This is a genomic window from Plantibacter sp. CFBP 13570 (genome assembly GCF_014841395.1).
Taxonomy (GTDB): domain Bacteria; phylum Actinomycetota; class Actinomycetes; order Actinomycetales; family Microbacteriaceae; genus Plantibacter; species Plantibacter auratus.
In genome coordinates this window covers 33,934-53,439 of sequence record NZ_JACYTW010000023.1, presented here as the reverse complement: position 1 = coordinate 53,439, position 19,506 = coordinate 33,934, and the positions used below count along the sequence as shown (strand labels likewise).

At 70.7% G+C, this 19,506-nt stretch carries 19 protein-coding genes and 1 riboswitch; of the genes, 11 read left to right on the top strand and 8 right to left on the bottom strand.

The window, feature by feature from the left end:
• From IFT89_RS09955 to IFT89_RS09945, 3 genes are all read right to left on the bottom strand, one after another.
• Nucleotides 1–493, bottom strand: a 493-nt coding sequence (locus tag IFT89_RS09955) for a GntR family transcriptional regulator (protein WP_202938851.1), incomplete at its 3' end; no start/stop codon positions are given.
• Nucleotides 490–1,464, bottom strand: coding sequence for a DMT family transporter (locus tag IFT89_RS09950; protein WP_307783490.1), 975 nt, complete (start codon nt 1,462–1,464; stop codon nt 490–492). The genes IFT89_RS09950 and IFT89_RS09955, both read right to left, overlap by 4 nt.
• A 115-nt stretch (nt 1,465–1,579) precedes the next feature.
• Complete coding sequence (locus IFT89_RS09945) at nt 1,580–2,029, bottom strand: hypothetical protein (RefSeq protein WP_202938850.1); 450 nt, start codon at nt 2,027–2,029, stop codon at nt 1,580–1,582.
• Between the two features lie 240 nt (nt 2,030–2,269).
• Between IFT89_RS09945 and IFT89_RS09940 the strand changes: the two genes are divergently transcribed.
• The 3 genes from IFT89_RS09940 (at nt 2,270) to IFT89_RS09930 (ending at nt 6,392) form a co-directional block, all read left to right on the top strand.
• Nucleotides 2,270–4,246: a carboxypeptidase regulatory-like domain-containing protein gene (locus IFT89_RS09940; RefSeq protein WP_202938849.1), complete on the top strand. Its 1,977-nt coding sequence runs from the start codon at nt 2,270–2,272 to the stop codon at nt 4,244–4,246.
• A gap of 104 nt (nt 4,247–4,350) precedes the next feature.
• On the top strand, nt 4,351–5,628 hold the full coding sequence (locus tag IFT89_RS09935) for a CDP-alcohol phosphatidyltransferase family protein (RefSeq protein ID WP_202938848.1): 1,278 nt from the start codon (nt 4,351–4,353) through the stop codon (nt 5,626–5,628).
• A gap of 80 nt (nt 5,629–5,708) precedes the next feature.
• On the top strand, nt 5,709–6,392 hold the full coding sequence (locus IFT89_RS09930; RefSeq protein ID WP_079706612.1) for an HAD family hydrolase: 684 nt from the start codon (nt 5,709–5,711) through the stop codon (nt 6,390–6,392).
• A 10-nt stretch (nt 6,393–6,402) separates the two neighbouring features.
• Here IFT89_RS09930 and IFT89_RS09925 read toward each other — a convergent pair whose 3' ends face one another.
• Nucleotides 6,403–6,912, bottom strand: coding sequence for a DUF1622 domain-containing protein (locus IFT89_RS09925; protein ID WP_202938847.1), 510 nt, complete (start codon nt 6,910–6,912; stop codon nt 6,403–6,405).
• Nucleotides 6,913–6,972: 60 nt separating this feature from the next.
• Nucleotides 6,973–7,073: riboswitch (TPP riboswitch) on the top strand.
• Here IFT89_RS09925 and thiM point away from each other — a divergent pair.
• From thiM to IFT89_RS09895, 6 genes are all read left to right on the top strand, one after another.
• On the top strand, nt 7,065–7,916 hold the full coding sequence (thiM, locus tag IFT89_RS09920; protein ID WP_202938846.1) for a hydroxyethylthiazole kinase: 852 nt from the start codon (nt 7,065–7,067) through the stop codon (nt 7,914–7,916). (Overlaps the previous riboswitch by 9 nt.)
• On the top strand, nt 7,913–8,623 hold the full coding sequence (gene thiE, locus IFT89_RS09915; protein ID WP_307783489.1) for a thiamine phosphate synthase: 711 nt from the start codon (nt 7,913–7,915) through the stop codon (nt 8,621–8,623). The genes thiM and thiE overlap by 4 nt, the downstream gene beginning before the upstream one ends.
• Nucleotides 8,620–10,188, top strand: coding sequence for a bifunctional hydroxymethylpyrimidine kinase/phosphomethylpyrimidine kinase (locus IFT89_RS09910; protein ID WP_202938845.1), 1,569 nt, complete (start codon nt 8,620–8,622; stop codon nt 10,186–10,188). Before thiE ends, IFT89_RS09910 begins: the two co-directional genes overlap by 4 nt.
• A gap of 47 nt (nt 10,189–10,235) precedes the next feature.
• Nucleotides 10,236–10,532, top strand: a complete 297-nt coding sequence (gene ppnP, locus IFT89_RS09905) for a pyrimidine/purine nucleoside phosphorylase (protein WP_064296149.1) — start codon at nt 10,236–10,238, stop codon at nt 10,530–10,532.
• A 443-nt stretch (nt 10,533–10,975) separates the two neighbouring features.
• A complete protein-coding gene (locus IFT89_RS09900) occupies nt 10,976–11,350 on the top strand; it encodes an ArsR/SmtB family transcription factor (protein ID WP_199862268.1) in 375 nt (124 codons plus the stop codon).
• The gene (locus tag IFT89_RS09895; RefSeq protein ID WP_137243988.1) at nt 11,347–12,039 is read left to right on the top strand and encodes a hypothetical protein; all 693 of its coding nucleotides are present in this window, start codon (nt 11,347–11,349) and stop codon (nt 12,037–12,039) included. The genes IFT89_RS09900 and IFT89_RS09895 overlap by 4 nt, the downstream gene beginning before the upstream one ends.
• Nucleotides 12,040–12,718: 679 nt before the next feature.
• Here the strand turns inward: IFT89_RS09895 and IFT89_RS09890 are convergent.
• The 3 genes from IFT89_RS09890 to IFT89_RS09880 all read right to left on the bottom strand — a co-directional run bounded on the left by IFT89_RS09890 (nt 12,719) and on the right by IFT89_RS09880 (nt 15,023).
• On the bottom strand, nt 12,719–13,120 hold the full coding sequence (locus IFT89_RS09890) for a hypothetical protein (protein WP_159875777.1): 402 nt from the start codon (nt 13,118–13,120) through the stop codon (nt 12,719–12,721).
• Between the two features lie 51 nt (nt 13,121–13,171).
• A complete protein-coding gene (locus IFT89_RS09885) occupies nt 13,172–13,876 on the bottom strand; it encodes an ABC transporter ATP-binding protein (RefSeq protein ID WP_159875775.1) in 705 nt (234 codons plus the stop codon).
• A gap of 61 nt (nt 13,877–13,937) precedes the next feature.
• Nucleotides 13,938–15,023 (bottom strand): ABC transporter permease, encoded by a 1,086-nt coding sequence (locus IFT89_RS09880; RefSeq protein ID WP_202938844.1) that lies wholly within the window; start codon nt 15,021–15,023, stop codon nt 13,938–13,940.
• A 176-nt stretch (nt 15,024–15,199) separates the two neighbouring features.
• Here IFT89_RS09880 and IFT89_RS09875 point away from each other — a divergent pair, with 176 nt between their 5' ends.
• Both IFT89_RS09875 and IFT89_RS09870 read left to right on the top strand, forming a co-directional pair.
• Complete coding sequence (locus IFT89_RS09875) at nt 15,200–16,465, top strand: sensor histidine kinase (protein WP_137243985.1); 1,266 nt, start codon at nt 15,200–15,202, stop codon at nt 16,463–16,465.
• Complete coding sequence (locus tag IFT89_RS09870) at nt 16,458–17,114, top strand: response regulator transcription factor (RefSeq protein WP_137243984.1); 657 nt, start codon at nt 16,458–16,460, stop codon at nt 17,112–17,114. The genes IFT89_RS09875 and IFT89_RS09870 overlap by 8 nt, the downstream gene beginning before the upstream one ends.
• Before the next feature lie 219 nt (nt 17,115–17,333).
• On the opposite strand, the gene IFT89_RS09865 is transcribed toward IFT89_RS09870, so the two are convergent.
• Entirely contained in the window at nt 17,334–18,704 is a 1,371-nt protein-coding gene (locus IFT89_RS09865; protein ID WP_202938843.1) for a cryptochrome/photolyase family protein, read from the bottom strand.
• Nucleotides 18,705–19,506: the final 802 nt, after the last annotated feature.

Here is a 19,506-nt window from a genome sequence, read left to right as displayed (position 1 = left end):
GGAGCTGCACCATGAACAGGCCGAGCTCGGCGAGCAGTCCAGCGTGCGCCTCGCTGAGTCGAGGGCTCCCGGCCGCGGCGACGATCGCGTGGTGCAGCTCGGCGTGCGCGACCTCGATGGCACGGTGATCGCCGGGTCGGTCGATGCAGATGCGTCGGAGACTGTCGTTGGCCGCGATGATCGAGTCCGGTGGGCGCGACGACGGTTCCGCACGCGCTCGCAGCAGCCGGACCGCCTCGGCCTCGATCGCCGTCCGGTACTCCATGAGGGCGAGCACGTCCGCATCGCTGAACGACCGCACCCGGGCGCCGCGGTAGGCCTCGAACGTGACCAGGCGCTCCGCCGCGAGCGCCTGGAGCGCCGCTCGGACGGTGTGCCGGTTGACGCCGAACCGGGCGGTGAGGGCGGTCTCCCGCAACGGCTCGTCCGCGCCGAGCCGTCCGTCGAGGATGTCCTCCCGCAGCGCGTCCGCGACGGCGTCGACCGCGGTCATCGGGCGACCTCGCGACGGTCGATGCGCTTCGGTACGACGAGGATCGCGAGTCCGGTCACGAGCAGCGCGGCACCGACGACGGTGGACGGCCCGAAGGACTCTCCGAGGAGCAGGATGCCGAGGAGCGTCGCCGTCAGTGGTTCGAAGAGCGTGAGGGTCGCGACGCGAGACGCGGGCAGTCCGCCGAGCGCGTAGCCGAACAGCAGGTACCCCGCCACCGTGTTCACGAGCGCGAGCCACGCGACCGCGAGTGCGCCGGGCACGGTGAGGATCCAGGCGGTCTCAGTGGCGAGGAGGATCGGCACCGAGACGAGCGCCGCTGCGCCGAAGAGCGCCGCCATGGTGCCGAGCGGTGTCCATCCGTGCTCGATGAGCGCCTTGCTGCAGAGCGTGTACAGGGCGTAGGAGGCTCCGGCTCCGATGGACGCGAGCAACCCGTCCACCGAGACGGTCCCGATCCCGCCGCCCGTCACCCCGGACAGGACGCCGACGCCGGCTGCGGCGACGATCGTGGCCAGGAACCAGCGGCCGCTCGGGCGCCGTCGGTGGATCGCCCATTCGAGGAGGCCGGTGATGGCGGGTGCGGAGCCGAGCGCGGTGAGGGTCCCGATCGCGACACCGTTGCGCTCCACGCCGAGGAAGAAGAACGGCTGGTACGCGGTGACGCCGATCGTGCCGACGACGACGGCGACGACCAGCGCGGGCCTCCCGAGTTCCGCTGCGCGGGTCCGTGGCGGCCGCGTGGACCTCGAGCGACGGGTGAAGGCCGCCCACACGAGGACGAGGAGCGCTCCGCCGAAGACGATGCGTGCAGCGCCGAACGCGACCGAGCCCACCTCGATCGGCAAGAGCGCGTGAGCCGTCCCCGTCGTCCCGAAGCACACAGCGGCGAGGATCGCGGCGGCGACGGACAGGCGCCCCGCGGCAGTGCTGCTGCCGGTCGTCGGGGTTTCTGTTGGCGAACGCGTCACGGGGACAGCCTGCCGCAGGATTGTGTAACAATCAAGGGCAGATCGGGATGCCCGGGGGACACGCCACGACGCCCGCCCGCTCGAGGAGCGGACGGGCGTCGGGTGGGAGACCGGGTCAGCCGGCGTAGCCGCTGCTGATCACCGACACCCCGAGCAGCAGGGCTGCGCCGGCGGCGACGATCAGGGCGAGCGCCAGCATGGTGCCGGAGATGATGACCGCGGTGAGGGCGAAGCCCTTCGACTTCGGCTTGCGGGCGAGCGCGATGATGCCGAGCACGAGTGAGGCGATCGGCAGGAGCACGAACGACGGCGCGACGATCGCGGCGATCGACAGGGCGAACGCGATGATCGACAGCGTCTGGGTCGAGCTCTCGCGGTCGGCGGTCGTCGCAGCAGGAACGGGTGCGAGGGGCACGGGGGTCGTCGGCTGAGTCGGCGCGACCTCCTGCACGGGCGTGGCCTGGGTGAGCGGTTCGGGGCCGAACGCTTCGGTCGGGGCGTCTGCCAGGGTCACGTCCTCGGCGGGCGAGATCGTGGTGGACTCGGTGGTGGCTGAGGCGGACATGAGCTGGTTCCTTCCTCCGCGGTGTGCGGAGCTGATCGGTTGATGGTTCCAGCCTCCTCGGATCGCCGCCGGGGCGCGTCGCCCGCGCGCCCGATCTCCTATCCACCTGCGGGACGATCCACTGCGCCTCGCGCATGGGTCTGAGGTGCCGTAGCCCCGCCATACCACGCTGCGCGGTGACCCTCGCAAACCGGACAGCGGGATTCCGGAGACGTCCGGCGTCCGTTTATCCTGACGCCCATGACCCGCCGCATCGGAGCCGCTGTGCTCGCCCTGCTCGGAGCCTCCGCGCTCGCCCTCACCGCAGCCGTCCCGGCAGCCTCCGCCGCGACCACCTCGAGTTGGGCGACGTGGTCCGAGCTCTCCGGCGGATCGGGGTCGTACCAGGGCACGATGACCCTTGCTGGGCAACCCGAGCTCACCGCGGCGTTGACGAGCGACTCGGTCGGCGGAGGCAGCATCGGCGTCATCCCCGGCACCACGACTTGGCTGGCCGCGTCCACCCCCGTCGGTGCGAAGTACGGCAGCAGCCGCGGTCAGGCCTACCTGAACCTCCGGCCGAAGGCGAACAACGCGGCGTCGCCCTCGACCACGACCTACTCCTTCGCGACGCCGACACCGCCGTCCGGCTGGACCTTCGTCCTCGGTGACATCGACGCCGACCAGGTCACCGTGACGGCGATCGGCCCCGACGGCTCCGCGCTCACCCCTGACGAGCTCGGGTTCAACGGTGGCTTCAACTACTGCGCACCAGGTCTGGTCGGCAAGCCATCCTGCACTGGTTCCGCGACGGACGTCCCCACCTGGGACCCGGCGACGCAGGTCCTCCGCGGCAACGCCGTCGCCGCGGACACCGCTGGCGCCGCGGGATGGTTCGAGCCCTCCGCCCCGATCTCCAGTCTCACGTTCACCTTCCAGCAGCGTCTCGGAGCGCCCGTCTACCAGGCGTGGTTCGCGTCGATCGCGCGTGACGTGACCGGCACGGTGACCGACCAGACCACGGGCCCGTTGGACGGCGTCGGCGTCCGGCTCATCGACCGCGACGGCCGGGTGGTGGCCTCGACCACGACCGCCGGAGGCGGCGCCTACGCCTTCGCCGGCTACTTCGCGACCGACGGCTACACGGTGCAACTCGTCCCGCCGACCGGCAAGATCGCCGTCGGTCCCGCACGAGCTGCCGCGGACCTCACAGACGCCGACGATGTCGCGGACTTCACCGTCCGTGACATCGTGCCCATCGCCGTGTCCGGGACCGCGCTCGACACCGACGGCGTCCCGATCGTCGGTGCCACCGTCACGATCGTCGGTGTCGGCAGCGTCACCACCGACACCGACGGGAACTACCTCTTCGACACCGTGCCGGTCGGCGACCACACGGTGGTCATCACGCCGCCCGATGGTTACGCGGTGCAGAGCCCGCCGAACGCCTTCACGGTCCCGGTCGGCAGCGAGACACCCATCACCGAGCAGGACTTCGTGCTCGTCGCGAACCCCAGCCTCGGTGGGGTGATCACGTCCGGCGGCGTCGGTGTGGCCGGTGTCACCGTGAGCGTCGACGGTCCGAACGGGGTCGAGAGCGCCGTCACGGCCGCCGACGGTTCCTACCGCTTCCCGCTCCTGCCCGCGGGGCCGTACGAGGTCTCGATCGTCGCGCCGGAGGGGTACGCCGTCTCCGGAGCGGCCACCCGGGAGGAGGAGCTCGCCGGAACCGATCTCGACGCGGTCGACTTCGAACTCGCCCGCCTCGGCACCGTCATCGGCGACGTCCGGACGGACAGCGACGCCCCGGTGCCCGCAGCGACGGTCACGGTGACGACGCCGGGCGGCCCGGTCGCCCTGATCACGACGGCCGAGGGCTCCTACGGGCTCGCCGACCTGGCGCCGGGCAGCTACGAGGTCACGCTGACCGTCCCGGCCGGGTACTCGGTGCCCGCGGGTGGCGCCACGACCGCCACCGTCGTCGTCGGCGCGGACGGTGCGGTCCAGACGGTGCCCACCTTCGTGCTCGTCGCCGACGCCGTCGTCCCCGTGCCGTCGACGAACCCGAGCGACCCCGCGGTTCCGAGCAACGCGGGTCGTCTGCCCTCGACCGGTGCGGACGCGATGCCGTGGATCGTCGCGGCCGGAGCGCTCTTCGTGCTCGGTGCCGCAGGTGTCGTCACCGCGGCCGTCCTGCGTCGTCGACGCGCGAATCGGGACGAGCTGTCCGGCGAATGACCGTTTGAACGACCCCTCGGGGATGGGAGGGCGTGGCTCGTCCGTAGACTTGGGCGAGCCGCGCCCCACCCAGGAGTGCGGATCGCACTGCTGAACGGGGATCCGTGGACATCATCGGGTGGGTGAACGACGCCGCGACGGCGCTGCCTGATCCGCTGATCTGGCTCCTCGGGCTCCTGTTCTCGACCGCCGAGTCCGGCCTGTGGCTCGGCCTCGTCGTCCCCGGTGAACCGGTGGTGCTCCTCCTCGCGGCCATGCTCGACTCCGCCCCCGGTGCCCTCGTGCTGTTCCTCGCGGTCGCCCTCGGCGGGTCGCTCGGGGACCAGCTGGGCTACCTCCTCGGTCGGCGTTCCGGTGGTCGCCTCCGTGACTCGGCCATCGTCCGACGGCTCGGCGTCGACGGCTGGGACCGCGCGGTCGAGGCGCTCGAGCGACGCGGGGCCCAGGCCGTCTTCCTCACGAGGCTCGTCCCCGTGCTCCGATGCCTGACACCGACCGCCGCCGGGGTCGCCCGCGTGCCCTACCGGTCGTTCCTCGCGGCATCGCTGCTGGGCTCCCTCCTCTGGTCCGCCGTCTACGTCGGGGTCGGCTCCCTCGTCCGCGCCACACTCGACACGGTCCGCCAGTACCTCGGTGCCACGGGGTGGGTGCTGCTGTTCGCGCTCGTCGTGGTGGTCACGGTGGTCGCGATCGCCCGATTCCGCCGCGGTGCCGCGATCCCCGGCGAGGAGGTGATGATCCCGGTGACCCTGCACGAGAAGACGCCGCTCGCACGCCTCCGGACGCAGCTGTTCTCCGACGACGACTGGAAGAACCTGCCGAACGCGATCACGGCGGGACGTATCGTCCTGCTCCCGGTCTTCGCCGCCCTCGTGATCACCGGCTCCTACTGGGCTGCGCTCGTCGTCGGTGCGGTGGTGTTCCTGAGCGACGTCGCCGACGGGCAGATCGCGCGCCGCATGGGCACGGTCTCCGCGCTCGGCACCTGGCTCGACGGGGTCGCCGACCGCCTGACCGTGGTCGTGGTCGCCGCGTCGTTCGCCATCGCGCAGATCATCCCGTGGCAGGTGTTCGTGGTCATGATCGTCCCCGACCTCCTGCTCGCGTTCGTCGCCGTCGTCGCGTTCCGCGGGACGCCGGAGGTGCCGGTGAGCATCGCCGGCAAGATCCGGACGGTGTTCCTCTTCGTCGGCTTCTTCGCGCTGCTCACAGGCCTCGCGCTCGGCGGCGGGGATCCGGCGTCGGCGCTCTACCGGGTCTTCGGCGGGGTCGGCTTCGTGGCGATCCTCCTGGGACTCCTCGGCCACTTCGTCGCGGCGACCCAGTATGCGCGACGCATGGTCGTCACCTGGCAGCGACAGGGCGTCCGCGCGGCCCGCTGACCATGACGCCGACCGTCGTCGGAGGTCGCCGCCGGAGGGCACACGGCCACAGCGCAGGCGGCGTCGTTTAGGCTCGGAGCATGCCAGTCGACTATCCGGACCTCGTCATCTTCGACTGCGACGGCACGCTCGTCGACACGGAACGCATCTCCGTCCGGGTGAACCTCCAGCTGCTCAACGAGGTCGGCGGCGACTACACCGAGGCCGAGGTGCGGGAGCTCTTCGTCGGCGCCTCGCTCGAGACGTACGCGACGCTCGTCGAGCAGCGCCTCGGGAAGCCGCTCGAGGCCGACTGGATCCAGCGCTGGAGCGACATGTTCCGCGGCATCTGCGAGCGCGAGCTCGAGGCGGTCGACGGGGTCGTTGACGCCCTCGACGGTATCGCTGCGACCGGGGTGCCGCTGTGCGTGGCCTCGAACGGGATGCTGCACGACGTCGTCCGCAACCTCGGGCAGGTGGGCATCCACGACCGCTTCGACGGGCGCATCTTCAGCGCGACCGACGTCGCCGTCGGCAAGCCCGCACCCGACCTCTTCCTTCATGCCGCCGCCGACTTCGACACGGCCCCCGAGCGGTGCGCGGTCATCGAGGACAGCGTCGTCGGCGTCCTCGCTGCCCGCGCGGCCGGCATGACGGTCTACGCCTACGCCGGCGGCATGACGCCCGCCGAGCGCCTCATCGGCGACGGCACCCACGTCTTCGACGACATGCGCTTGCTGCCCGACCTCATCCGCGACACCTGGGCGACCTCCGCGGCGCGCTAGCCGCGCCGCACTAGCTGCGACTGCGGAGCTCGGGGAAGCCGTCCTCATCGTCAGGGACGGCCTGCGCCGCGACCGTTGGCGCCGCTGCCGGATCGGCTGACGTCGACACGTCCTGCTCCTCGGCGCGACGCCGCGTGCGTTCGCCACCGCGCTTGACGGCACGGTCGAACAGCTGTGGGCCGGTCGTCGCCAGGCGCCTCCAGGGGAGGGTGCCCTCGATCTCGATCTGCAGGGAGAAGCTCAGCAGGGTGCGGATGACGACGATGATCGCGAGGACGAGTGCGTCGGTCAGTGAGGGTGTCGACGTGACCGTCTTCACGAGGTCGGCGGCCACGAGGATCTCCAGCCCGAGCAGGATGACCGAGCCGATCGTCTCCCGCAGCATCCGGAAGGCCCGTGCGCCGTCGCGCGTGCTCCACCACAGGCGGGCCGAGAGGGTGACGGCGATCACGAAGCCCACGACCATCGCCCCGACACCGGCGACCTCGAAGACGATGGTGACCAGCTCGAAGAAGTCCATCCCTCCATCATCCTCGCCCGCCCGCTGGACCGGAAGCCGGTCCGACCCGCTAGGGTGGTCGCGAGTGACACGGGGTGCCGATCCCACGACGATCGGCTGAGAACACACCCGTCGAACCTGATCTCGTTAGTCCGAGCGAAGGGATGTCGCGAATGAGCATTCGCACACCGCAGCAGTCTGCCCACCCGTCCACCGACGACTCGTCCGTCGGCGAATACGCGAGCGCGTCCGGGGACCTCCTCGACCGCCTGCGCGAGCGCACGCCGCTCGTCCAATCGATCACGAACGCCGTGGTCACGAACTTCACCGCGAACGTCCTGCTCGCCATCGGCGCCGCCCCGGCGATGACCGACATCCCCACCGAGGCCGGACCGTTCGCCCGCATCGCCTCCGGCGTGCTCCTCAACCTCGGGACGCCGCAGGCTGAGCAGCGCGAGGCCATGGTCGAGGCCGCCACCGCCGCGAACGAGGCCGGCACTCCATGGGTGCTCGACCCCGTCGCCGTCGGCTTCTTGCCGGTGCGCACGGCGCTCGCCACTGAACTCCTCGCCCTCAGGCCGACGATCGTGCGCGGCAACGCCAGCGAGATCATCGCGCTCGCCGGACTGGGCGCCGGCGGTCGCGGCGTCGACAGCACCGACTCGGTCGACAGCGCGATCGAGGCGGCCACCGCGATCGCCCGCGCCTCGGGTGCCGTCGTCGCGATCTCCGGCCCGACGGACGTCATCACCGACGGTGAGCGCATCGTCCGCTGCTCGAACGGGCACGCCTGGCTCACCCTCGTGACGGGCGGTGGCTGTGCCCTCGGTGCCGTACTCGCCGCCTTCGCGTCACTCGACGACGACCGGCTGCTGACGACGGTCGCGGCGACCACCGCGTACACGGTCGCCGCGCAGCTGGCGGCTGCGGAGAGCCGTGGCCCCGGGTCCTTCGCTCTCGCCTTCCTCGACCACCTCCACCTCCTCGATGCCGACACCGTCCGCAGCCTGGCGGTGATCGCGTGAGCGCCTCGACCACCGCGGACCGGGTCCTCGCGGCCCGTTCGCACGCCGAGCTCGTGCGCCGCGGTATCGCCACCTACCTCGTCACGGATGCTTCGGCCAGCGGGGATCGCGGTGTCCTCGACGTCGTGCGCCGGGCCGTCGACGGCGGGGTGACCGCGGTCCAGCTGCGGGAGAAGACCGCGTCGGCGCGAGAGTTGTTCGACCTGACCGTGCGTGCGGCGGAGGTCGTCGCCGGGCGGGCGCTGCTCCTCGTCGACGATCGGGTGGACGTGTTCCTCGCCGCCCGTTCCGCCGGCGCCGTCGTCCACGGCGTCCACGTGGGTCAGAGCGATCTCCCGGTCGACGCCGTGCGTCGCATCGTGGGTCAGGCCGCCGTCGTGGGACTGACGGCGAACACCTCGGCGCACCTCGACGCGGTCGCAGCGCTGCCACTCGGGACGGTCGACTACCTCGGCGTCGGCGTCATCCGCCCGACGACGACCAAGCCGGACCACCCGGAGCCGCTGGGCATGGAGGGGTTCGCCGCGATCGCCGCCGCGACCCCGCTCCCGTGCGTCGCGATCGGTGGGGTGTCACTGGAGGACACGGTCGAGCTCCACGCTGCCGGTGCCGCTGGTCTCGCCGTCGTCTCCGCCATCTGCGCCGCCGACGATCCGGCGGCCGCCGCCCGGGCGTTCCACAGCGCCTGGATTGAGGTCTCGGCATGAGCGCCGTGAAAGAGACGACGGCGCCGGCGTCGTCGAGCTCGGACCGGGTGCGCGGTCGACGACCTGTCGCGGTCCGGGACACACCGCGGGTGCTGAGCATCGCCGGCACCGACCCGACCGGCGGTGCCGGGATCCAGGCCGACCTCAAGAGCATCGCCGCGAACGGCGGATACGGCATGGCGGTCGTCACCGCGCTCGTCGCGCAGAACACCTGGGGCGTCCGATCCGTGCACACCCCGCCCGTCGGGTTCCTCCGCGAGCAGTTGGACGCGGTCGCGGACGACGTGGTGATCGACGCGGTCAAGATCGGGATGCTGGGCGACGTCGCGATCATCGACACCGTGTCGACCTGGCTGCAGGAGACGGTGACCGGACCCGTCGTCCTCGACCCGGTGATGGTGGCGACGAGCGGCGACCGCCTCCTCCACCGCGACGCTGAGGCGGCCATGCGCGCGCTCCTCCCGCACGTCGACCTCGTCACCCCGAACCTCCCCGAGCTCGCCGTCCTCGCGGACGAGCCGGTGGCGACGAGCTGGGCCGACGCACTCGCCCAGGCGGAACGGGTCTCGGTGCAAGCGGGCGTGATCGTGCTCGTGAAGGGTGGGCACCTGACGGGGACGACCGCGTGCCCGGATGCGCTCGTCGACGCCACCGGTGGTCTGGGTGGTGGCCGATCACTCGTCGAGTTCGACGGTCTTCGAGTCGACACAGGGAACACCCACGGGACCGGATGCTCCCTGTCGAGCGCGATGGCCACCCTCGTCGTCCGTTCGGGGTCCTGGACCGAGGCGCTCGGCGAGGCGAAGACGTGGCTCACGTCGAGCCTCCGACACGCGGACGTGCTCGAGGTCGGCTCGGGCAACGGCCCGATCAGCCACTTCGCCGAGCTGTGGGCATCGTCCGGGACGACCTCGAGTCGGCAGGACGGCGCCGGCATCCTCACGGGCTGGTGGGAGGACATCGCCGAGCTGCGGACGCGGATCGATCACCTGCCGTTCGTGACGACGCTTGCGGACGGCACCCTCGATCCAGCCCGGTTCGCCTGGTACCTGCAGCAGGACGCGATCTACCTGCGGGCCTATTCGCGGGTCCTCGCACGAGCGAGTGCACTGGCGCCGACGGCCGAGGAACAGGTGTTCTGGGCGACCGGCGCGGCGGGCTCCATCGAGGCCGAGATGGAGTTGCACCGCACCTGGCTCAGCACGTATGCCGTCGGCGGTATGGATGCGGAACCGTCGGCGACGACCACGGCGTACCTCGACCACCTGCACGCGGCGACGGTCGACGGCGACTACGGGCGGGTGGTCGCCGCCGTGTTGCCCTGCTACTGGATCTATCAGGATCTCGGTGAGCGACTGGTCGGCGCATCACACGCGGAGCACCCGTTCGCGGCGTGGCTCGACACGTACGCCGACCCCGCGTTCGCGACGGCGAACGCCCGGGCGATCGAGATCGTCGCCGGGGCGGCAGCTCGTGCGGACGAGGCCGGCCGGGAGACGATGCGACGGGCGTTCCTGGCCTCGGCCGCGCACGAGGAGGCGTTCTTCGCCGAGCCGATACGATGAAGGCCGGATCCGCCGCCGCGATCCCGGACCACGACGAGAGGCCCCTGATGCTGACGAGCAACGAGTACTTCGACGGCAACGTGAAGTCGATCGGCTTCACCACGAACGAGCCCGGTGCGGAGTCGGCCAGCGTCGGAGTGATGGAGCCGGGGGAGTACACCTTCACCACGGGCAAGGCCGAGGAGATGTCCGTGATCTCCGGCAAGCTCCGCGTGCTGCTGCCGAACACGAGTGCCTGGCAGGACTTCGGGCCCGACGCGCAGTTCAGTGTCCCGGGGAGCAGCAGCTTCCAGGTCGAGGTCGAGGTCACCACCGCGTACCTCTGCCGCTACCTCAACATCTGAGCGCCCTTCGACAGGCTCAGGGACCGGGGTGAGTGCGCCCTTCGACAGGCTCCGCGCGGCGCAGCTCGGTGGCCGGCCCACGCGGGGACCGCTCCGCGCTTCAGGAGTCCACGACCTCGGGCGTGCAGACGTTCAATGCGCACCTGTGGGAGAAGCAGTTCGGCTGATGTTGCCCAGGCGAGTACTGGACGGGGCCGCGTGTCGATTCGATCGGCGATGCCGTCGACGTCACCCATGGAGAACTCGCGCAGGTCTGCGCCCTTGACGAGATATTGCCGAGGGAGCCTATTCATGTTCTCGTTCGAACCCCTCTGAGATCTCCGTTTCGTGGCGGCATGGTGCGACGTTCCTCACGGCGACTGCGTCGTCATCGTGTCGTTGCAGGACTCGCTATCCACTGACGCAGCATCGGCGGGAGAGCGTCCGCGTAGTTGAGGCGGGTGGTGCTTGGTGCCTCCCACAGCTATTATTTCGCTATGTCGCGAAATAACGAAGGCGGTAGGTTCGCCGCTCTGGGGCATCCGACACGTCAGGCGATCCTCAGGCACCTCCGTTCTCGCGACTACGTCCGCGTAGGTGACATTGCCGCGGCCGTCGGCGTCTCGGGGGCGACACTGTCCGGCCATCTCCGCACCCTTCGGGACGCGGAGCTGGTGGTGTCGCGTCGACGCGGGACGGAGATCCAGTACCGCATCAACCTCACCGCGATCGACGAGGCCATTCTGCTGCTCACTGCGCTGCGTGGACCGTCGTCGGTGGAGGACAAATCGACAACCGGCACGGACGGTCTGTCCGGCCGAGAGGAGGAACGAAGATGACCACCGCTGTCACCAAGGATCGGAGCGCGAGGCTCCCACGCGCAGTGTTCGTGATCGCGGCGATCGCGGTCGTCGGGATGCTCGCATGGAGCATCGTCCGGTGGCCAGACATGGCTGCCCAGATAGTGACGCGGGAGTCCGACGGTCGTCATGGGACGAGCGTGGTGAACCGTGAGGTGACGGCGGTCGCGATGCCTATCGTGCTCGTCGTGATGACCGTTCTGCTCGCGGTCGCGCCGACGCTTGACGCGAAGCTCATGGCGGGCATCCGCCGCACCAGTGCGTCCGGTCGACGTGCGTCCGCCCGCGTGCTTGGCGCGTTCGTCATCGGTCTCTGTGTGCTGTTCCCGGCACTGCACGTCGTGTTCGTCAGCCTCCAGACCGGCGAGGATCTAGCGGTCACCTCGATCGTCGGCGCGGCAGCCGGAGTGCTCCTTGTGATCCTCGGGGTATACCTGCCTCTTGCGCGGCCGGATGGAGAGACATTCAGCGCCGTCGAAGAATCCTTCCGTGCCGCGCTCGGGCCGGCGTCTCGTCTGGGCGGAGTCGCGTTGATCCTGGTCGGCGTCGCTGTGTTCGTGGCCGCACTGGCTGTCCCCGCAGCGGCTGTCTTCGTCGCATCCGGCGGGGTCGTGCTGGTGTTTGGGGGTATCGCAGTGTCCGCCGTTCTGCGGATGAGGCGGGCGTGACTCGCGCCGTCGACCGCTGCGATTACGCGGGAGTTACTCCAAGACAGGCTGATATCCACGCGTACTCGGTGGCGTCATCATCATCTTCGGCGCGCTCATCGTGGAATCGAGCCTCCGCCCACTCTCCGCAGTGCTGACGGGCGGGGTGACGTTTGTGAACTACCTCCCCTTCGGTGTGCTCGCGGATGCCGTGCGTGGCCCAGGGATGTTCGAGGGCGCAGCACTGTCCTACTCAGTTGGGATAGGCCCCGGGATGCTAGCCCTTCTCGGCTGGGCCATCGCGACGCTGGGTCTGGGAGCGCTGCGGTTTGTGCGGCGTGACGTACCGGTCCTGGCATAACCGCCGTCTCGGGAGTTGCAACGCCAGCGCAGGCCGTGGAGGGAAAGCTAGTCGTTGACCCGGCCGTTTGCGCTCAGAAATGATGGCGGTCTGAACCGGTCAACGCACCACCGTCTGGGTTTCAGGCTAGCTGAGGAGATGTCGCTGCCGGATTGTTGGGTCTCGACGAGTGACCCGCCTCGCCTACCTGTGCCGCTACCTCGACAGCTGAGCGCTGTTCGACCGGTCACCGAGTTTGTCGAGATGCAGCCGTGGCGCCCTTCGGCAGGCTCAGGGACCGGTTGGAGTGCGCCCTTCGACAGGCTCAGGGACCGGGTCGGGCGTCGGAGCGTCACCGGCTCAGGACCGGTCGACGACCTCGAGCGTGAGGACGACGGTCGAATCGTCGGAGCTGTTCGTCAGCGTTACCGTCGTGCTCCCGACCTCGAGCGGCTGCAGACCGGGGTTGAACGACGCGCCGCCGCGGGATCCGCCCGGCACGTACTCCGCGATCGACGGATCCTCGACCTTCGCGGACCAGACGGTCGGATCGACGGCGACGAGGTCCACCACGTTGTCGAGGCCGACGGTGATGGTGCGGCCGTCCTGATCGACGAGCTGCACGATGACGGGTGCGATCACACCGGCCTCGCTCGCGGAGCTCTGACCGGAGGGCGAGTCCGCGCCACCGGTGCAGGCACTCGTGCCGAGCACGGCGCCGACGATCGCGATCACGGTCAACCCACGGGTCGCACGGCGCATGGCGGTCCTCTCTCGACGTGACCTCACCCTACCGCCGGGCGACGGTGGACCTCAGGACCGCAGGGCCAGCGCGTCGGCGGCAGCGCTGAGCCGGCCGTCCTCCATGACGAGCACCTGGTCCATGCGGTCGAGGTGGCTCCGATCGTGGGTGACCAGCAGCGTCGCGGCGCCCGAGGTCGCGGTGAGTTCGAGGATGAGCTCGATGATCGTGGATCCCCGCTCGTGGTCGAGCGCACTGGTCGGTTCATCCACGACGAGGGCGTCGGGCTCGTTCATGAGGGCGCGCGCGATGTTGACCCGCTGCCGCTGACCACCGGAGAGCTGGTGCGGCCGCTTGCCCGCCTGGTCGGCGAGCCCGACGGCGGCGAGCAGCATAGCGGCCCGCTCGCGGGTGAGCGTCCGGTCGGCCCGCGACGCGCGGCCACCGAGTGTCCCGAGGACGCACAGCTGCTCGAGGGCCGTGAGCGACGGCAGCAGGTTGGCCTGCTGGAACACGATGCCGAGCCTCGTGCGGCGGAAGTCGGTGGCCGCCCGGCGGTCGAGGGAGGTGACGTCGACCCCGGCCACCTCCACGAGGCCACTGTCGGGCCGGATGAGGCCGGCCGCGACGGCGAGCACACTCGACTTCCCGGAGCCCGAGGGCCCGGTGAGCGCGGTGACGGTCCCGGCCGGGACGGTGAGGGTCGCGTGGTCGACGGCGGTGACGCGGTGGTCGCCGTCGGGGAAGGTGAGGGTGACGTCGGTGAGCGAGATCATGCGGTGACTCCGATGGTGACGAGGGTGGGTGCGAGGAAGGATGCGGGGAGGTCGGGCGCGTTCACCGGCTGCCGCCCAGCGCGGTCAACGGGTCGGCCGAGAGGATGGACCGCAGGGCGAACGCCGCGCCGATCAGGCCGAGGGCGATCATGATCACCCCGGGCACGAGCGTCGTCAGTGGGCTGAGCACGAAGGGCAGCGCCGTGCCCGCCGCGGAACCGAGTGCGGCGGTGATGCCGATGCCGAGTCCGACGCCGAGGACGAGGAGGACGAGCGCCTGGCCGAGCGCATCGAGCGACAGCCGACGGGTCGTCGCGCCCAGCGCTTTGAGGATCGCCACGTCGCCCGCGCGCTGCATGGTCCACACCGTGAAGAAGGCTCCGATGACGAGCGCCGAGATCCCGAACAGCATGGCGACCATGAGGAGGAGCGATCCGATCTCGGAGCGGAACGAGCCGATCGCGAGCAAGGACGACAGGACGTCCTTCGACACCGTGCCGGTGGCCTGCTCCGCTCCCGTCACCGCATCGGCGCTCGGGTTCCCGGTGATGGCGAGCGCGGTCGCTCCGTCGCCGGGGGACTCTTGCGCGGCCTGTAGCGACCGCCACTCCGACAGGCTCGTCCAGACGACCGGCGTGTGGCTGTACCACTGGTCGTCGACGACCGATCCGACCTCGAGTTCGCTGCCGCCGATCGAGACGGTGTCGCCTCGGGAGACGTGGAGGGCCTCCGCGGCGGTCCGACTCAGGCGGGCGGTCCCGTCAGCGGGCACGTCGGCTGCGCGACCCGCGACGGCGTCACCACTGATCCCGAACAGTGCCACGGAGGTGCGCGCATCGTCCGTGGTCATCCGCGTCTGGCTGATGCCGAGTTCCTGGACACCGTCCACCCCGGGGACCGCAGCCCACGTCGTCGCCGCGTCCGCGTCGATCGCGGAGTCCGCGAACGTCGCCTGCTCGCCGTCCGCCGGGGCCGCGAGGACGAGGCTCGACGCACCCAGCCCGGTGATCGCCGAGATGTTCTGGTTCGCCAGTCCAGCGGTGAGGCCGCTGAGGAATCCGACGAGCAGGGTGATGAGGGCGACGACCGCCCCGATCAGCACGAAGCGACCGGTGGCGAAGCGCATGTCGCGCCAGGCGACGAACATGGGGACTCCTTGTCAGCCGCCCGACGGCGTCTCCGTGGTGCGGCAGGATTCCAGCCTCGTCGCGTCGCCGACGCCGGGCATCGTCGGACGGGACGGTCCTCCGGCGCGGTCAGGTGGAGGCGACGTTCCACCTTTCTGATGATTCGCGAGGACGATCCCCGCCGTACGCTGGGCGGATGAAGCACTCGGCACTCAGCCCCGTGTTCACCGGCCTGCAGCTCGGCCTCCACGGCCTCGTCACCGCACTCATCGTGCTCGTGATCGCGCGATCCGTCTCGGTCGGTGGCCAAACGGCCCTCGCGGCGATCGTCCTCGCCGTCGTCATGCTGCTCACCTACGCCGCTGGCACGATCCTCGGCGGTCGGGTCCGCCGAGCGGTGGCCGCCAGCGGAGGGACCGACCGCGCCACCGTGTCGGCGGGCGTCCGTCGAGGTCGGCTGTCCGTCCTCGCCTGGTTGGTGGTGCTCAGCATCGAGTGGGTGGTCCTCGTCCTGCTCAGCCCGGATGCCGCCTACCTCGTCTTCCCGTTGTTCTTCCTCTATCTGCACCTCCTCCCCAGGGCCGTCGCGGTGCCCGCCGTCGTGATCGCCACCATCGCCGCGGTCGTCGCGATCGGCCTGCACGCCGGCTTCAGCGTCGGGGGAGTGGTCGGGCCGCTCGTCGGTGCGGCCGTGGCCGTCGCGATCGGACTCGGCTACGAGGCGCTGGCCCGGGAGGCGGCCGAGCGGGAGCGGCTCATCGCCGAGCTCGTCGCAGCACGCGAGGAGCTCGCCGAGCGGGGTCGGCAGGCGGGCAAGCTGGCGGAGCGCGAGCGCCTCGCCGCGGACCTCCACGACACGGTCGCCCAGGCCCTGTCGAGCATCCAACTGCTCCTGCACGCGGCCGAACGCTCCGCCGTCGAGCAGCCGGGCACGGAGCAGCTGCGCTCGCACATCGGGCTGGCGAGGGACGCCGCGGCGACGGCCCTCGCCGAGACGCGCAGCCTCATCGACGAGCTGAGCCCGCCGGCGTTGGTCGGCGCGACGATCGCGGACGCGCTCGGACGGCTCGCCGAGACGACGACCGCCGAAAGCGGCACGCCGGTCTCCACGACGGTCACCGGTGATGCGTTCGTCCTCGGCACGCCGGTGACGACCGCGCTCCTCCGGGCCGCGCAGAGCAGTCTCGCGAACGTCGTCCGGCATGCCGGAGCGAGCCGGGCGGACGTCACCCTCACCTACCTCGACGAGGAGGTCATCCTCGACATCGACGACGACGGGACGGGGTTCGATCCGGCTAGGGTCGCCGAGCGCACCGCGGGCGGTTCGTTCGGCATGGTGTCCATGCGCCGTCGCATCACCGAGTTGGGTGGCGACGTCGAGGTGCGGAGCGCGCCGGGCGCCGGCACGACCATCACCGTGCGGTTCGCGGCACCAGGAGCGGAAGGGGACGCCCATGCATGACGATGCGACGGATGCCGACGAGCCGCCGGTCATCCGGGTCGTGGTGGCGGACGACCACCCGATCGTCCGAGCCGGACTCCTCGCGGTGCTCGCGCCGATCGCCGACATCGAGGTGGTCGGTACCGCGTCGACCGCAGCCGAGGCCGTGGCCGCCGCACCCGGCGCGGACCTCGTCCTCATGGACCTGAGCTTCGGCGACGGTCCGACGGGGATCGACGCGACGAGGGAGATCGTGGTGCTGCCGGGCGGTCCGTCGGTCCTCGTACTGACGAACTACGACTCCGACGCCGACATCCTCGGCGCGATCGAAGCCGGAGCCGCGGGGTATCTGTTGAAGGACGCCGCCCCGGAGGATCTCATCGACGGCATCCGCTCGGCGGCCGGCGGGAACTCGGTGCTCGGGCCGGCCGTGGCGACCCGGCTGGTCGCTCGGGTGAGTGCACCGCAACAGGCGCTGAGCGCGCGCGAGATCGAGGTGCTCGCGCGGGCGGCCGAGGGGCTCACCAACCTGGAGATCGCCGGGCGACTTCACGTGGGGGAGACGACGGTGAAGTCGCACCTCGCGCACATCTACACGAAGCTCGACGTCTCGAACCGCTCGGCGGCGATCGCCGCGGCCCAGCGTGCCGGTCTCTTCCGCACCCGCTGAGCGCCACCCCGGCCACTGAGCCCCACCCCGGCCACTCAGCCCCACCCCGGTCCTTGAGCGCCCACCCCGGTCCCTGAGCGCCCACCCCGGTCCCTGAGCGCCCACCCCGGTCCCTGAGCTTGTCGAAGGGTCGACTGTCTCAGGGGCCAATCCACCCGGTCACTGAGCCGAATCCCGGTCCCTGAGCCTGTCGAAGGGTCGAAGGACGATGGCCCGGAGCTACGCCCCCTTGACCTGCTCGTACGCCGCGAGCGCAGCCTGTCTCGTCTCGCCGAGGTCGACGATCGGCTCGGGGTAGTCGGGCGTCCCGAACTCGGGCACCCACCGCTTGATGTACGCGTCGTCGGCGTCGAAGCGTTCGCGCTGCCGTTCCGGGTTGAAGATCCGGAAGTACGGCGAGGCGTCGAAACCGCTGCCGGCCACCCACTGCCAGTTGAAGGGGTTGGAGGCGGGATCGGCGTCGACGAGCGTGTCCCAGAACCAGTCCTCGCCGAGCTTCCAGTGGATGAGCAGGTTCTTGGTGAGGAACGACGCCGTCACCATCCGGATCCGGTTGTGCATGGTGCCCGTCGTCCAGAGCTCCCGCATGCCGGCGTCGACGAGCGGGATGCCGGTCCTCCCGGCGGTCCAGGCGTCGAAGGCGTCCTGGTCGACGTCCGGCCAGGGGAACCGGTCGAAGGCCTGACGCCAGTTGCGCGTCGCGAGGTCTGGGAAGGCGAAGAGGCAGTGGTAGGCGAACTCGCGCCAGCCGAGCTCCTTGAGGAAGGTCGCGCCGTCGTCGCCGAGGTGCCGCCGGCCGTCGCGGGCGGCGTGCCAGATCTGCGGCGAGCTGATCTCGCCGAAGCGGAGGTGCGGGGAGAGTCCGGAGGTCGACGGCTGGGCCGGGAAGTCTCGGTCCTCCGCGTAGCCCGTGACGCCGTCGTCGAGGAACTCGGCGAGCCGCGCGTCGGCGCCGGCCTCGCCGGGCGTCCACTGCTCCCGGAGTCCGGCCGCCCAGTCCGGCTTCGTCGGGAGCAGGTTCCAGGAGCCGAGCTCGTCGCCCGAGGGCGGTTCGGCCAGGGCGGTCAGTGCGGTCGGCGCGGGGAGGGGGTGTCTCGGCGGGTTCGCCGCGTGCCGCTGCAGCGAGGCCTTCCAGAACGGGGTGAACACCGAATACGGCTGCCCCTGCCCGGTGACGACCTCCCACGGCTCGGCGAGGAGGTTCGCGGCGAAGCTGCGCGCGTCGAGCCCGGCATCCTTCAGCTCCGACTTGATCCCGGCGTCGATCTCGCGCTCGGCCGCGCCGTAGCGACGGTTCCACAGGACGGCGCCGGCACCCGTCGAGTGGGCGAGCTCGGGCACGATGGTCGCCGCACTCCCGGACCGCAGGAGCAGCGTGCCGCCGAGACCGCGGATGTCGTCGTCGAGCGCCTCGAGGCTGTGGTGCAACCACCAGCGGGACGCGCCGCCGAGCGGCCGCAGCTCTTCGCTGTCGTCGAGGACGAACAGGCAGAGGATCGGTGAACCGAGCTCGACCGCCGCGTGCAGCGCGGGGTTGTCCGCCAGGCGGAGGTCGTCACGGAACCATACGATCGTCGGGGCAGCAGCCATCCCGTCAGCCTACGCGGACGATCCGTTCGGTCCGCAGGGTTGACCGGACCCGCCCGTCCCGGTCATTGAACTCTTCCGGTCACTGGGCCCCTCTTCCGGTCCCTGAGCCCCTCTTCCGGGCACTGAGCCCCTCTTCCGGTCACTGAGCTTGTCGAAGTGCCCACGGGGAGGTGCCGCCCTTCGACAGGCTCAGGGACCGTGGGCGGGTGCTCCCGGTCTGGACGCGTGTCCTCGTGGTCCGGTGTTTCCTCCTCCGGTCCCTGNGTTCTCCCCGTCTGGACGGGTGCCCTCGTGCTCCGGTGTTTCCTCCTCCGGTCCCTGAGCCCCTCTTCCGGTCACTGAGCTTGTCGAAGTGCCCACGGGGAGGCGCCGCCCTTCGACAGGCTCAGGGACCGTGGGAGGGTTCTCCCCGTCTGGACGGGTGCCCTCGTGGTCCGCTGTCTCCTTCTCCGGTCACTGAGCTTGTCGAAGTGCCCCGGTGTGACGCCGCCCTTCGACAGGCTCAGGGACCGTGGGAGGGTTCTCCCCGTCTGGACGGGTGCCCTCGTGCTCCGCTGTCTCCTTCTCCGGTCACTGAGCTTGTAGAAGTGCCCACGGGGAGGTGCCGCCCTTCGACAGGCTCAGGGACCGTGGGAGGGTTCTCCCCGTCTGGACGGGTGCCCTCGTGGTCCGCTGTTTCCTCTTCCGGTCACTGAGCCCCTCTTCCGGTCACTGAGCTTGTCGAAGTGCCCACGGGGAGGCGCCGCCCTTCGACAGGCTCAGGGACCGTGGATGGGTGCTCGGGGACCGGTGGTCCCTCTTC

What these genes read in the sequence shown, in the direction of transcription:
- IFT89_RS09945 (WP_202938850.1), bottom strand. Translation starts at nt 2,029, where the DNA reads ATGTCCGCCTCAGCCACCACCGAGTCCACCACGATCTCGCCCGCCGAG.
- IFT89_RS09940 (WP_202938849.1), top strand. Translation starts at nt 2,270, where the DNA reads ATGACCCGCCGCATCGGAGCCGCTGTGCTCGCCCTGCTCGGAGCCTCC.
- IFT89_RS09930 (WP_079706612.1), top strand. Translation starts at nt 5,709, where the DNA reads ATGCCAGTCGACTATCCGGACCTCGTCATCTTCGACTGCGACGGCACG.
- IFT89_RS09925 (WP_202938847.1), bottom strand. Translation starts at nt 6,912, where the DNA reads ATGGACTTCTTCGAGCTGGTCACCATCGTCTTCGAGGTCGCCGGTGTC.
- thiM (WP_202938846.1), top strand. Translation starts at nt 7,065, where the DNA reads ATGAGCATTCGCACACCGCAGCAGTCTGCCCACCCGTCCACCGACGAC.
- IFT89_RS09910 (WP_202938845.1), top strand. Translation starts at nt 8,620, where the DNA reads ATGAGCGCCGTGAAAGAGACGACGGCGCCGGCGTCGTCGAGCTCGGAC.
- ppnP (WP_064296149.1), top strand. Translation starts at nt 10,236, where the DNA reads ATGCTGACGAGCAACGAGTACTTCGACGGCAACGTGAAGTCGATCGGC.
- IFT89_RS09895 (WP_137243988.1), top strand. Translation starts at nt 11,347, where the DNA reads ATGACCACCGCTGTCACCAAGGATCGGAGCGCGAGGCTCCCACGCGCA.
- IFT89_RS09890 (WP_159875777.1), bottom strand. Translation starts at nt 13,120, where the DNA reads ATGCGCCGTGCGACCCGTGGGTTGACCGTGATCGCGATCGTCGGCGCC.
- IFT89_RS09885 (WP_159875775.1), bottom strand. Translation starts at nt 13,876, where the DNA reads ATGATCTCGCTCACCGACGTCACCCTCACCTTCCCCGACGGCGACCAC.
- IFT89_RS09880 (WP_202938844.1), bottom strand. Translation starts at nt 15,023, where the DNA reads ATGTTCGTCGCCTGGCGCGACATGCGCTTCGCCACCGGTCGCTTCGTG.
- IFT89_RS09875 (WP_137243985.1), top strand. Translation starts at nt 15,200, where the DNA reads ATGAAGCACTCGGCACTCAGCCCCGTGTTCACCGGCCTGCAGCTCGGC.
- IFT89_RS09870 (WP_137243984.1), top strand. Translation starts at nt 16,458, where the DNA reads ATGCATGACGATGCGACGGATGCCGACGAGCCGCCGGTCATCCGGGTC.
- IFT89_RS09865 (WP_202938843.1), bottom strand. Translation starts at nt 18,704, where the DNA reads ATGGCTGCTGCCCCGACGATCGTATGGTTCCGTGACGACCTCCGCCTG.